Below are 13,078 nucleotides of genomic sequence, written 5' to 3' on the forward strand. Positions count from 1 at the left end.
ATCGAATAGAGCATTGTGCCATGAAACATAACACAGCAGCCACTACGCAGGAACGGATAAAGCACTCGGCACAGACACTCTTTGCCGAGCGGGGCTTCTGGGGCACCTCGGTCCAGGAGATAGCCGATAAGGCAGAGGTGAACAAGGCAATGCTCTTTTATTATTTCAAGAGCAAGGAAAACCTTTATTTCAGCATTATCGAGGAGATTTTTTCGGCCATCATCGTGAGGCTTGAAGAGAAGATGAAAGAGAAGAGCACGCCCCCTGACAGGCTCATGGTGGTGCTGACGCTCTATGGCGAGCTCTATTCAGATTCGGCTCATTTTGACACCTTCAGGATCTTGATGCAGGATATCATGGGGCCTGGTGAGAGAGTGAGAGACAAGCTCAGGGGCCATGTCATGAAGGTTCTCAATGCCATTGCTGAGGTGATCAGGGAAGGTGTGGCGCTCAAGGTTTTCAAGGAAGTGGACCCTTATCTCTCAGCCCTTTCCATACTGGGAATGCTTTACATCTTTGCCCGCCACAGGCTCATCTTCGGTTTAAAGCTCAGAGAGGAAGAAGTGGTAAAACACCTCTATACTACTATCCTGGAAGGAATCAAGCGGTGAGAAGCATCAGATCGCACTGCACTGCACTGCCAAAGTTTGCGGCGCCATTTGTGATGGCTGCGTGCATCGTTCTTTTGTCGGCGGCAGTGCCTCTCTCCGCGCAGGGTAGCCAGCCCGATCCTTTTGCCTCACCGCTTCCCATTGTCATCCCTCCCGATTCAAGGGAGTCGCCGGTGCCCACGGTGCTCGATGTGGAGAACAGGCATTTTATCGACAACCTTACCACCTTTTTCAAGGAATACGGCGGAGGCGACAAAACAGGAGCCCTCTCGATAGATCAGTGCCTGAAGATTGCCCTCGCCAACAGCAATGATGTGTCAGCGGCGCAGTCAAGAAGCAGGGAATCGGCTTACAGGATAGACGAGGTGAAGAGCAAGCGCAATCCCACCCTTACCTCCAACAATTCCCTCACCACGAGGGGGCCCATTCCAACCCTCACCATTCCCGGGATGGGGAGCTTTAAGCTCGGCGCAGACATGATCACGGACTTCAACTTTAACGCGCAGTACCTGGTGAGTAATTTCGGGGTGATTGAAAATACCAAGAAAAAGGCCTACCTCGCCTATATTGTCTCCTCCGTCGAGGTGGAGCGTGTGACGTCCAACTTGTACCTTGACGTGTTGAAGCAGTTCTTTACCGTCTTTGAAACCCAGGGCCTCTTAGCGGTGGCGCAGGAGGCCATCAATGCGCGGAAGCTCCAGTATGCCATCGCCAAAGCCCACTATGACGAGGGTATCTTCCCCAAGTTCGAAGTGCTCAATGCGATGGTGAATATCAAACAGGCCGAGCAGGCAGTCATCACTGCGGTAAAGGGCCTTGAGGTCACCAAGGCCAGGTTGAGAACCACTCTGGGCCTCCAACAGTCAACGGCCCTCGATGTGAAAAGGCCCCGCTTTCAAGTCTATGATCTTCTCCCTGTCGAGGAAGCCACAGAGATCGGATATGACAACAGGCCCGAGATGACTCAGGTCAACCTGGCCGTCGATATCGCCAGGGTCAATGTGGACCTCGCGTACGGCGGAATGAATCCCAGCCTGGTGCTGATCGGCAACTACGATTACCAGACAGAGAACTTCGGTACTGTTCCCTCTGCATGGAACACCACGCTTGCGCTCCAGATACCCATTTTTGACGGCGGGAACACATGGTCCAGGGTGAAGCAGGCCAAGGAGGCTCTCACCCAGGCGAATCTGGCCCTCGATCAGCTCCGCAGGGACATCGCCCAGCAGGTAAAGACCGCTCACATAGACGTGATGGAGAGCATGAAGAAGATGGAGACAGCCGAAGCGAACCTTGACCAGTCAAAAGAGGCTTATGATATAGCCGTGGTAAGATATAGGGAGGGTGTGGGCACTTACCTGGAGCTCGATAACGCCCTGGTGAGCTACCTGGCCTCCCATGCGTCTCTTCTCTCTTCCTACTGTGAATACCAGAGATCATGGTCAGCCCTTCTCCATAACATGGGCGTCCTCGTGAAAGGAGTGGAATATGCGAGAGAAACCAAGTTTTTCTACCCAGGGTATTGACATAATTTCCCAGGAAAGGCTGCCTGAGAGGGCACCAATGCGCTGGAAGTTTTTGCGGGGGGCATTGCTCGCCTGCGCGGTTATTGTTCTCCCGCTCCTGCCAGGGTGCAAGGGTGAGGCACATGCCCCTGAGATCAAGGAAGAGCCTGCCGGGAGGTCCGTGAGGGTGTTCAAGGTATCCCAGGGAACCATGCAGCCTACGATAGGATTCACCGGCGCCATTGTTCCCGTCCATGAAGTCGAGGTATACTCCAAGATACCCGGCAAGGTCCGTGAAGTTCTTGTCAAGGAAGGCGACAAGGTGAGCGAGGGGCAGCTTCTTGTACAGCTCGAGGATGACGAACTCCAGGCGCAGATGCGTTCTGTGGAGGCGAACCTCGCCATGGCGAGGACCAACCTCTCGAAGGCCCGGACAGGCTATGAGCTCCAGGATTCACAGGTGAGCGTGGGGATCAACCAGGCTCTCCAGGGCAAGATCCAGGCCCAGTTCAATTCCGAGCAGATCAAACTGAACATGGAGAATGCCAGAATAGACAGGGACCGTATGAGGCGGCTCTTCGACAGGGGAGCCATCTCCAAGCAGCAGCTCGAGATCAACGAGCTCAAGTACAATACCAATAAGAAGCAGTATGAGACGGCTCTCAGCCTCATAAAAAATGCTGAGGAGTCGGTAAGGCTCGCCCATGCAAATTCCGCGCAGAAGATGATGCGCAGCGACGAAATAGAGGGAGCGAAGGCCCAGATTGAAGCATTGGCTGCCAGCCTTGACCTGGCACGCATCAATGTGGAGAATTGCAGGATCAAGGCGCCAATTTCCGGTTATATCACCTTCAAGGGAACAGAGACTGGCGAGATTGTCAACGCAATGTCCACAGGGAAGCCTCTTGTGAGGATTGTCGATAACTCGAGAGTGAATTTCGAGGGGGAAGTCGGTGAAGAGAAGATCGAGCAGATAAAGGATGGCGACAAGGTGCAGGTTTTTCTGGATGCCCTGCCGGGCAAGAGCTTTATCGGCTCCGTTGAAACTGTCATTGCAGCGGCGGATCTCAAGACAAAATCATTCCGGGTCAAGGTGGCCATTCCCAACGAGTCGGGGACTATAAAAAGCGGCATGTTCGGCCGCGCTTCAGTCCTTCTCCCCACGGTGACCGGCATGCTGATACCCCGCAATGCACTGCTGGAAGCTTCGGGACAGAAAGCGGAAAAAGCGCCTGAAGAAGGAATCCCCACTGTCACTATTGGCAAGAGCACCGGCATCAAGCCTTACATGGTCTATATCGCCCACGGAAAATTAGCAAAACGCCGATCCGTGACCATCGGAGCGATGAACGAGAAGCAGGCCGTGATTACCGATGGCCTCTCATCTGGCGACGAAGTGATAGTGACAGGCCAGGATGCCCTGGAAGAAAACATACCAATCCTGGTGGTCCGAGGTTAACCATGTTTGAATTTGCCGTAAGGCGCCCCGTCGCGGTAACGATTATCATGCTTGCCCTCATAGGCCTTGGCGTCTATTTCGGGAACATGCTCAACATCGAGTTCTTCCCGAAACTGGATATCCCCATGGTCTCCGTGACGACCCTCTATCCAGGCGCCGGACCTGAAGAGGTGGAGGAGCAGGTAACCAAGCGCCTTGAGGACTCTCTGGGCTCAGTGGCGAACCTGAAAAAGATAAGCTCCACCTCACAGGACAATGTCTCACTGGTGATGCTGGAGTTTGAATACGGCACCAACATGACAGAAACCTTGGCCGATGTACGCGAAAAAATTGACGAGGCCAAGATGCGCCTTCCCAAGGATGCCCGCCCGCCGGTGGCTATCAAGGCCGACCCGGCATCGTCACCTGTCATGCGACTTACCCTGAGCGGCCAGATAGATCTCAGGACGCTCCGCATCTTTGCCGATGACGATCTGAAGAAGCAAATTGAAAAGATACCCGGCGTGGCCAATGTGAGCGTCTCCGGGGGCTACCAGCGCGAGATTCTAGTCGCAGTCGATGCAAAGAAGCTCAGGACCTTCAACCTCACGCCCCAGGGAGTCCTCGGCACTATCCAGATGGAGAACCTGAACGTGCCCGGCGGAAGGATCACCACTGACAAGCTTGAGTTCCAGGTAAGGACCGTCGGCGAATTCAAGACCGTTGAGGATATTCTCAGTATCTACGTGGGAAAGGCCGGAGACCGCAAGCTCTATATGAGGGACATCGCGGAAGTGACGGATACCCACAAGGAACAGCGCAGCATCTCAAGAATCGATGGCATCCCCTGCGTGAGCCTCCAGATACGGCGTACCTCCGATGCCAACGTGGTGAAGGTCTGTGACAAGATAACCAATTCCATGCCGATCCTCGAAAAAATACTGCCCCAGGGTTCAAAGCTTGATATCATCTATGACGAGTCCGAATACGTGAAGCAGTCCATCAATGCGATGAAGGAAACGGCAATTGAAGGGGCCATACTTGCCATCATCGTCATATTGATCTTCCTGGGCTCCCTCAGGAGCACCCTCATCGTGTCCCTCTCAATCCCCACCTCCATCGTGGCCACCTTCATCATGATGTATTTCAGCAACATCACGATAAACCTCATCACCCTCTCGGCATTCACTCTTGCCATCGGTCGCGTTGTTGACGACTCTATTGTGGTGCTCGAGAACATCTTCCGCTTTGTTGAGCAGGGCATGAACCCCTTTGAAGCAGCGATCAAGGGGGCCAAGGAAGTGGGCCTGGCCGTCATGGCCTCGACATTCACCACCATCTCGGTCTTTTTCCCGCTCCTCATCGTGAGCGGCATCGTGGGGCAGATTTTCACCCCTCTCTCAAAGACCTTCATGACCGCTCTGCTGCTCTCCATGCTTGTCGCCGTGCTCCTCATCCCCATGCTTGCCGCCCGCGTCATCAAGCACGTTGACCTCGAAAACGGCAGTGAGGCGAAGGCAGGGTTCTTTGGGCGTATTTTCATCGCATGGAACCGTGTCTGGAAAGGCATCGAGGAATTTTACAGGAAGGCACTCGCCCTGGCCCTGCACCATCGTGCCATAGTGCTTGTGATAGCCTTTGGCCTCTTCCTGGGAAGCCTTTTCGTATTTGCTAAGACTCCTAAGGAGATGGCGCCCAAGATGGACAGAGGGAGGACCGTCATCTCCATCGAGGCGCCTATCGGGAGCTCGGTCCAGAACACCGATAAGATAGTGAAAGAGGCAGAGGCCCTCATTAAAAAGGAGGTGCCTGAAATCAAGCATCTCATTGCCGACGTGGGCATGTCGCCGAGCGGGCAGCAAAGTTTTGCGGGAGGCTCAGGGAGCGAGGAGCCCCGCAAGGGCGGCGTAAGCCTCTACCTTGTGGAGTTGAAGCACCGGAAGCGTTCCATATTCGAGATTCAGGACACGCTGCGCCCCATTCTCCAGAAGATACCAGGGGCCACGTTCCGCGTCCAGGAGTCCATGTCCCTCACTGGTGAGGCGGCCCTGCAGTTCATCATCAAAGGCGACGATCTCGCTACTCTTGCGGAGCTTGGCGACACTCTCCAAAAAAAGGTGGCTGCCGTCCCTGGCGCCGCCGATATCGATCTGAACTGGCGGACCGGAAGCCCCGAGTACAGGATAGTCATAGACAGGGTGAAGGCTGGCGAGCTGGGCGTCAACCTTGCCGATATCGGCATGACGGTGAGCACCTATGTGAAGGGCGACCAGGTTGAAGATATCAGCAAGTTCAAGGAAAAAGGCAAGGAATATGACATCACGGTGCAGCTCCCCGAGTCAGATCGCGACACCATCGAAGAGATCAAGGATCTCCCCGTGAAGCTCGACAAGGAGACCCAGGTTCCCCTCTGGACCCTCGCAGATGTCACCGTTGCAGGCGCGCCGAGCAAGATAACGCGCGAGGACCGCTCACGGTGCGTCATCATCCAGGGAAATACGGCCGGGAGGGCTCCCCAGTATGTTATAGAAGATATCAAGGCCACCCTCTCAAAGGAGAAGCTGCCCAATGGCTATACATGGGAGGTCGGCGGCGAAGAAAAGCGGAGAGCCGAGGCCTTTGGCCACCTTTTCGGCTCCCTGTTTCTCGCGATATTCCTGGTGTACGGCATCCTGGCCATACAGTTTGAGAGCTTTATCCATCCCTTTACCATCATGATGGCCATCCCCCTCGAGCTGGTGGGAGTTGCCGCGACACTCGTTCTGAGCGGCGAGCCCGTCAGCATGACGGTGCTTCTGGGCCTTATCATGCTCACCGGTATTGTGGTATCAAACTCCATTCTTCTCGTCAATTATATCATTGTGCTCCGTGAAGAGGGTGTTCCCCGCGCCGAGGCCATTCTGCGAGCCGGTCCCACGAGGCTCAGGCCCATCATGATGACGGCCATGGCCACCATGATTGCCATGATCCCCCTCGCCCTGGGCCTCCGCGAGGGCGGAGAGTTTTTCGCGCCCCTTGCGAAGATCGTTATCGGCGGCCTTCTCACCTCGACAGCCTTCACGCTCCTGGTAGTTCCCTGCTTCTACTCATTCGTAGATGACATCGGGATGAGGCTGGGACTTGCAAAGCGCGATTAATTGGCTCATGCCTGCTGCTCTGTCTGAGGCTCCACCTTCTGGTTGCCTTCCCAGATAAAGATGCGCCTCATCTTTTCCCAGAACTCTCCTCCCATCACAAACATGCTTGCGAAAAAGGTGAGATCTGAGGCTGCAAGAATGGTGATCCTCGCCATTCCCTGGGGCATGACATGGGGAGCATAACCGTAAAAATAAATGGGGATGGAGCTTGCGAGAAAGAGGAACAGGCCCGTGTAGTAACGCGCTTTCGATACAGTGGCCGGAAAGAGTATTTTCAGAACCCCGGACTTTATTATATAGATAAAGTAATCAAAGGTATTTTTTCCCAGGAAGGCCACGGCAAGGATGGCGAGCACTTCGGGCCCCCCCACAAGGAAGGCCCCTGAGATCAGGGCTGCCAGGACTGTCGGCAGACGGAGCAGGGGGACGAGAAGAGCGAAAAGGGGGAGGACAAGGGAAAGAAAAAGCATTGTAATGCCGGTGTAAAAGCACCAGTCTTTTTTCAGCTCAGGCGGTGTTGGCATTTCAGCCTTTTCTTGCATTGTGCCTCCTGTAGCTCTAAGGTTTTTCTCTCTTCCCGTGGTGAGAATCTCATGGTTTGCAGGGAAACCTGCTCTATCTCAGTGGAATTGAAGGTGGGGCCTCTGCCGATTTCCTGGGGCTCTGTGCTCGTAAGGGTGTTGAGGGGATTTCCTTCAAGATCAATGGCATGATGGGCAATCCAGAGGGTTCCCCTGCGCTGGCCGGGCGACAGGGTGACTTTCACCACGAGGGAGCCCTGAGCATTTGAGAGGCGCACCGTGTCGCCCTCTTTTATCCCATGGGACATTCCGTCATCGGGGTGGAGAGTGACCATGGGGGGGATGGGGCCGAATACCTCCTGGAACTGCGTATGGGTATAAAGACGATGGGCGCTGTTCAGAAGGGTGAAGGCCTGCTCTTTAAGCTCTGGCTGCCTCGGGAGAGGGGAAAAACCCTGGCGGAGAGCCTCCTGCGAATAAAACTCGAGCTTCCCGGAAGGCGTCTGGAATTCATTTTCCCCCCGGGTGGAAAGCTCCAGGAGCTTGCCTGCGAGGAGATCGTCAAAAGTGCCGGTCACAAAAGCTCCTGAGAGAGCGTTCCTGAGGCATTCCAAGGGATCCTCAAAAAGCCACTCCTCCCTGCATCCCAGAAGCCCTGCAAGCTCACGCATCACTTCCACTTCGGTCCTTCCTTCACCGGGAGGTGTGAGGAACTTTGGGGAGAAGCGCACAAAGCGGTGGCTCCAGGGGATCATGAGATCATCCTTTTCAAAATGTGCCGCCGAAGGGAGAATCACGTCGGCATGCTGTGAAGTGAGAGTATGATGGGTCTCCATAACAACAGTAAAGACATCTTCCCTTGATATCCCCTCGAGAAAGGCCTTTGAATCAGGCAGGGTCACGGCGGGGTTCATGGTGGAGATGAAGAGAAACTTGAAATTCCCGTCCCTGATTCCTCGGGCAAGGGAGACCTGGCTTGTAATCCTTTTTTCCCCTGCTCTCTGCCTCTCCCCTGTGATGGAGGGATAATCAATATAGTGAGCGCTGCTGTTGCTGAAGAAGAAGCCCCGCGGCAGGCCCAGGAGGGGAGGAATGAGGGCAAGGCCCCTCACGCTCTCGGACCCTCCCAGGGTCTTTTGCATACCGATCCCTATGAGGGTAGCCGAAGGTCTCCTCTCGCAGTATGCTTCTGCGAGGCTCATTACGGCATCGATGGGTGTGCCGCAAAAGCGGGCCACCCTCTCGGGCGGCCACTTCATCGCCTCTTCCCTGAATGCCTCGAAGCCTTCCGTATGCTGCGAAAGAAAGCTGGTGTCGGCGGTACCCGAGACAATGATTTCCCTGGCGATGCCGTAGGCGAGGGCCACATCGCTTCCCGGGTTGATGGAAAGGGAAAAGTCTGACTGTTGTGAAGTTTCACTGAAGCGGGGATCGACAGTGACTATCAGTGCGCCCTTTTTCTGGGCCTCCCGTGCACGATGCCATAAGTGGGGGGCACATACGGCGCTATTGAATCCCCAGAATACCACGAGCTTTCTCGAGACCACCTCATCAGGCTGGATACCGTAATATTTCCCGTAATGGAGAGAGATGGCGGCAAGCCCGGAGTTGTTGCAGATGGCGTAGTCTGTACCTGTGAAGTCGAGAGCGTTCCAGAGTCGTTGGGGAAAGTACGATGAGAGGAGCCCTCCGTTGCCGGCGTAATCAAGATGGAGAAGGGCCCCAGGCCCATGGTTTTCCAGGGTTTCCCTGATTTTCCCCGCTACTGCCGCCATAGCCTGCTCCCATGAAACCCTTTCCCTGCCCGTTTTTGTATTTATCGAAGGGAAGAGAACCCTGTTCCTGGAGAGGTGAGCTTTTTCTTTGGCACCACGGGGGCAGAGAAAGCCTCTCGTCACGGGATGATCCTTTTCCCCGCGAACATGGCTTATCTGACCAAGACTATCAAGGGTCACCACAAAGGAGCAGCTGTCATAGCAGTCCCTCGGGCAGCATGCCCTGTGTTCCTTCTTTTTATTTCTCATGGCGACCTCACCTTAAGGGATAATTTTTATATTTTTAAGAGCCGACTCGACATGCCCTGTGATGATACTGTTCATCACGGGGCCATAGTGGCTGCCGTCATAACCCGTATCAATAGAGCTCTCATCAAGCTCTGAAAGGGGCTTCATCAGGTCCACTGGCTGCAGATCTCTCCCCGCAAGAGCGCTTATGGCATTGTCCCACCTCTTCCGGAAGGCCGGCTCTTTTTTATAGCGCCTTATCTCGTCATGGATAGGGAGGAAGAAGAGGATGAAATCCTTACGATCCCCCTTTACCTCGCGGCGCATTGCCTTTATAATCTCACCCGTCACTTTCACCGCTTCCCGGGTTGGATCAAAGATATTGGTTCTCAGGGAGTTCTCATGGCCGGTGAAATATGATCGGGCTATGAGTTTGTAGGATATGAGGCTCCCAAGCAGGGGGGGGCTTTCATATTTTACCGGGATATAGAAGGAATCATAGGCGCAGAGATGTTTTCTCAGGGTTTCCGAAATGTGCCCTCTGTTTTCTGCAATGAATTGCTCCTTGCCGGCATAAGGCGACTTTATCAGGACCAACTCCTGATTTTTCAGGAGAAAGCGGGGCATGATATTAGGCGCCTGCCACCCGATGAGGATCCGGTAAGTATTGATATCCCTTTCAAGGTCGCAGCCAGGCACGGTGACAAGCGCTGCGGCATCGTAATCAAGCTCTTTTTTCAGCTTCATGTAGCGCAGGTAGCACTGGGCCGTACCGTAGCCTTCCACGGCGAAGTTGAGGGCCTCAAGGGAAGTGCTTTTTTCTTCCAGCATATAAGGCCATGTCTCTTCAAGTGGAACCCTGCAGCAGTGGGTGAAGGAATCTCCAAAAAGGAGGATGCGCTTTTTCCCCCGGGGTTTTTCCCTTCCGCAGTCCCGTGAGGAACGGGCTCCCATGTTGTTGGCATGCCACCATCCATGGGGTGATGTGGAGTTCTCCTGGGGAACATATCCGAGAGTTTTGTCTTCCCTGTGGATGGATCTCAAGTCTTCGGGCGACCAATTTAAAGGTGCCCGTGAGCGTTTTCTGAGAGCAATCTCTGTTTTGGAGGCTTCCCAGGCAGGGGTATGGGTCTCCTTCTCGATTTCTGCCATCCTGTCGGGGGCAATCACAAAGGGGGGAAGCTCACCTCCCAGCAGAGTTCCGAAACAGACGGGCGAGGGCTTTACCAGGAACCTAAGGCTCACTTCAAGCACAAAAAGGGCCAGTAAGAGAGTCAGGAGGAAAAAGAGGGCCTTTCTTGCCATCTCCCGCTTGCGGTCACTCTTCATGGTGTTCTGCCGGGCCTCCTGATCTTATGCCTTCACTCCCAGCTCGTCAAGAATTCTTTCCCTGTTCTCATCGAGCTGAGGGGCAGGGGGGCGTTTCTTTGGATCTTTATAGGCTGAGAGCTTGACGGGATTCCCTGCCATGGTAATGGGGCCCGCCACGGGGTCATCAGTCTCTATGATCATGGTCCGGGAGAGCACCTGGGGATCTTCTATTATATTCTTTACATTATTTATGGGTCCACAAGGGACGCCGGCTTTATCAAGGATCTCGCGCCACTGGGCGGTAGTCTTGGTGATTAGGATTGGTTCCAGTTCATTGTTGAGGTGCTCAAGGTTGGCGACTCTTTCCGGATTTGTGGCAAAGAGGGAGTTGGCCACAAGATCGGGCCGCTCCATTGCGGCGGCGAGTTTCTCAAAGAGGCTGTCATTTCCTGCAGCAACCACAAGGTGACTGTCTAAGGTCTTATATACTTCAAAGGGCGCTATGGAAGGATGCCGTGCCCCCAGGGGGGTTGGCACCTCTCCGGTGGCGAAATAGCGGGCCATGGCATTTTCCAGTATGGAAACCTGCCCATCGAGCATGGCAACATCTACTTTCATTCCTTCGCCGCTTATAGTCCTCCTGTAGAGGGCGCCCTCAATACCTATGACAGTGTAAAGAGCGGCAATGATATCACCTATTGAGGTGCCGACACGGGTTGGCGGTGAATGGGGGTGGCCGGTGATGCTCATGATCCCGCCCATGCCCTGTACTACCATATCATAAGCCGCTCGCTGCGAGTATGGACCTGAGTGGCCGAAGCCGGAAGAGGCCGCATAGATGAGGCGCGGGTACTTCTTGTGGAGTTCTTCCCATCCGTAACCAAGGCGTTCCATGACCCCAGGACGGTAGTTCTCAACGATTACATCAGCCCGCTCAAGCAGTTTTTCAAAGATGGCGCGGTCCTTCTCCTGCTTGAGATTGAGGGCGATGCTCTCCTTCCCCCTGTTTATAGAGGCGAAATAGGCTGAAACTCCTTTGATGAAGGGGGGAAAGTGGCGGGAGTCATCGCCGTTGCCGGGAGGTTCCACCTTAATAACTCTGGCGCCCAGGTCGGCGCATATCATAGTGGCAAAGGGCCCCGCCAGAACTTTTGACAGATCCACGATGGTAATTCCTGAGATTGGTCCTTGGTGATGCATTGTGATGTCCTCCTTGCGCCTCTGGAATGGGGTAATCTATGAGAGGACAATTCGGTAAAGGGTAAGTTTATCCTCTGTGAAAGCCGTGGAAGCTGTCATGCCTGGTGGTCCCTGCTCTTCTTGCCAAAGCCCTTTGCAGCGCCTGTGCGATGGAGGAATAGTGCGGTGTTTCCATGAATATCTGGAAATGAACAAGAAGCTATTTATTTGTAACATTTTGTCGAAAAGCGAAAAACCTCATTACAGCAGTGTTTTTACGGGTAAATAATAATTTCGATTCTTTTAGATAAACCCCTTGACAGCCCCAAAGGGGTGTGCTATACTACATAATGCTCCTGAAGAAAGAACACATTTCCTCGATGAAATGGGCAATCTAAGGAGCGTGATCTTTGAAAACTAAATAGCAGGAAACAAGATGTGCGGGTTCAAACTCGAAAAGAGTGATGAATTTTACGGAGAGTTTGATCCTGGCTCAGGACTAACGCTGGCGGCGTGCCTAACACATGCAAGTCGTGCGGAGTTACAGTGGTAGCAATATTATTGTAACTTAGCGGCGAACGGGTGAGTAACACGTAGGTAACGTGCCCTTCTGCTGCGAATAACAATCCGAAAGGGTTGCTAATACGGAATAGTCTCGTCATGGGGCATCCCATAACGAGTAAAGCTCCGGCGCGGAGGGAGCGGCCTGCGTCCTATTAGCTAGTTGGTGAGGTAACTGCTCACCAAGGCTGCGATGGGTAACCGGTCTGAGAGGATGGTCGGTCACACTGGGACTGAGACACGGCCCAGACTCCTACGGGAGGCAGCAGTGAGGAATTTTGCGCAATGGACGAAAGTCTGACGCAGCGACGCCGCGTGGGTGATGAAGGCCTTCGGGTTGTAAAGCCCTGTCAGGGGGGACGAGTAGGGACGGTACCCCCAAAGGAAGCCTCGGCTAACTACGTGCCAGCAGCCGCGGTAAGACGTAGGGGGCAAGCGTTGTCCGGAATTACTGGGCGTAAAGAGCTCGTAGGTGGGATTGTAAGTCAAAGAGGAAATGCTCCGGCTCAACTGGAGACTCATCATTGATACTGCAATTCTTGAGGACAGGAGAGGAAAGCGGAATTCCCGGTGTAGCGGTGAAATGCGTAGAGATCGGGAGGAACACCAGTGGCGAAGGCGGCTTTCTGGCCTGATTCTGACACTGAGGAGCGAAAGCCAGGGGAGCGAACGGGATTAGATACCCCGGTAGTCCTGGCCGTAAACGATGGGCACTAGGTGTAGGAGGTATTAATCCCTTCTGTGCCGCAGTTAACACAATAAGTGCCCCGCCTGGGGAGTACGGCCGCAAGGTTGAAACTCAAAGGAATTGA

8 protein-coding genes and 1 rRNA gene are annotated in these 13,078 nt (G+C 54.1%); 5 read left to right on the plus strand and 4 right to left on the minus strand.

Annotated features, from left to right (window positions below; genetic code table 11):
* The first annotated feature begins 20 nt into the window (after nt 1-20).
* The 4 genes from RDV48_16505 to RDV48_16520 are packed head-to-tail and all read left to right on the plus strand — an operon-like array spanning nt 21 to nt 6,691.
* The gene (locus RDV48_16505) at nt 21-611 is read left to right on the plus strand and encodes a TetR/AcrR family transcriptional regulator (GenBank protein MDQ7824405.1); all 591 of its coding nucleotides are present in this window, start codon (nt 21-23) and stop codon (nt 609-611) included.
* Nucleotides 608-2,137 carry a TolC family protein gene (locus RDV48_16510; protein ID MDQ7824406.1) on the plus strand — a complete coding sequence of 510 codons (1,530 nt, stop codon included), beginning with the start codon at nt 608-610 and terminating at the stop codon, nt 2,135-2,137. Before RDV48_16505 ends, RDV48_16510 begins: the two co-directional genes overlap by 4 nt.
* Nucleotides 2,100-3,575 carry an efflux RND transporter periplasmic adaptor subunit gene (locus RDV48_16515; GenBank protein ID MDQ7824407.1) on the plus strand — a complete coding sequence of 492 codons (1,476 nt, stop codon included), beginning with the start codon at nt 2,100-2,102 and terminating at the stop codon, nt 3,573-3,575. Before RDV48_16510 ends, RDV48_16515 begins: the two co-directional genes overlap by 38 nt.
* Nucleotides 3,576-3,577: 2 nt before the next feature.
* Complete coding sequence (locus tag RDV48_16520; protein ID MDQ7824408.1) at nt 3,578-6,691, plus strand: efflux RND transporter permease subunit; 3,114 nt, start codon at nt 3,578-3,580, stop codon at nt 6,689-6,691.
* A gap of 5 nt (nt 6,692-6,696) precedes the next feature.
* On the opposite strand, the gene RDV48_16525 is transcribed toward RDV48_16520, so the two are convergent.
* The 4 genes from RDV48_16525 to RDV48_16540 are packed head-to-tail and all read right to left on the minus strand — an operon-like array spanning nt 6,697 to nt 11,726.
* A complete protein-coding gene (locus tag RDV48_16525) occupies nt 6,697-7,215 on the minus strand; it encodes a hypothetical protein (GenBank protein ID MDQ7824409.1) in 519 nt (172 codons plus the stop codon).
* Nucleotides 7,194-9,236 carry a molybdopterin-dependent oxidoreductase gene (locus RDV48_16530; GenBank protein ID MDQ7824410.1) on the minus strand — a complete coding sequence of 681 codons (2,043 nt, stop codon included), beginning with the start codon at nt 9,234-9,236 and terminating at the stop codon, nt 7,194-7,196. Before RDV48_16530 ends, RDV48_16525 begins: the two co-directional genes overlap by 22 nt.
* A 12-nt stretch (nt 9,237-9,248) precedes the next feature.
* Nucleotides 9,249-10,544: a hypothetical protein gene (locus RDV48_16535; protein ID MDQ7824411.1), complete on the minus strand. Its 1,296-nt coding sequence runs from the start codon at nt 10,542-10,544 to the stop codon at nt 9,249-9,251.
* Nucleotides 10,545-10,568: 24 nt separating this feature from the next.
* Nucleotides 10,569-11,726 (minus strand): CoA transferase, encoded by a 1,158-nt coding sequence (locus RDV48_16540; GenBank protein ID MDQ7824412.1) that lies wholly within the window; start codon nt 11,724-11,726, stop codon nt 10,569-10,571.
* A 449-nt stretch (nt 11,727-12,175) separates the two neighbouring features.
* On the opposite strand from RDV48_16540, the gene RDV48_16545 reads away from it, so the two are divergent.
* Nucleotides 12,176-13,078, plus strand: a 16S ribosomal RNA gene (locus tag RDV48_16545); the annotation flags it as partial.

Source organism: Candidatus Eremiobacterota bacterium (assembly GCA_031082125.1).
In the GTDB taxonomy this organism is placed as follows: domain Bacteria; phylum Vulcanimicrobiota; class CADAWZ01; order CADAWZ01; family Ess09-12; genus Ess09-12.

Bases quoted from the DNA above. Each gene is read 5' to 3' on its own strand.
- RDV48_16505 (MDQ7824405.1), top strand. From the start codon at position 21: ATGAAACATAACACAGCAGCCACTACGCAGGAACGGATAAAGCACTCG.
- RDV48_16515 (MDQ7824407.1), top strand. From the start codon at position 2,100: ATGCGAGAGAAACCAAGTTTTTCTACCCAGGGTATTGACATAATTTCC.
- RDV48_16520 (MDQ7824408.1), top strand. From the start codon at position 3,578: ATGTTTGAATTTGCCGTAAGGCGCCCCGTCGCGGTAACGATTATCATG.
- RDV48_16525 (MDQ7824409.1), bottom strand. From the start codon at position 7,215: ATGCCAACACCGCCTGAGCTGAAAAAAGACTGGTGCTTTTACACCGGC.
- RDV48_16530 (MDQ7824410.1), bottom strand. From the start codon at position 9,236: ATGAGAAATAAAAAGAAGGAACACAGGGCATGCTGCCCGAGGGACTGC.
- RDV48_16535 (MDQ7824411.1), bottom strand. From the start codon at position 10,544: ATGAAGAGTGACCGCAAGCGGGAGATGGCAAGAAAGGCCCTCTTTTTC.
- RDV48_16540 (MDQ7824412.1), bottom strand. From the start codon at position 11,726: ATGCATCACCAAGGACCAATCTCAGGAATTACCATCGTGGATCTGTCA.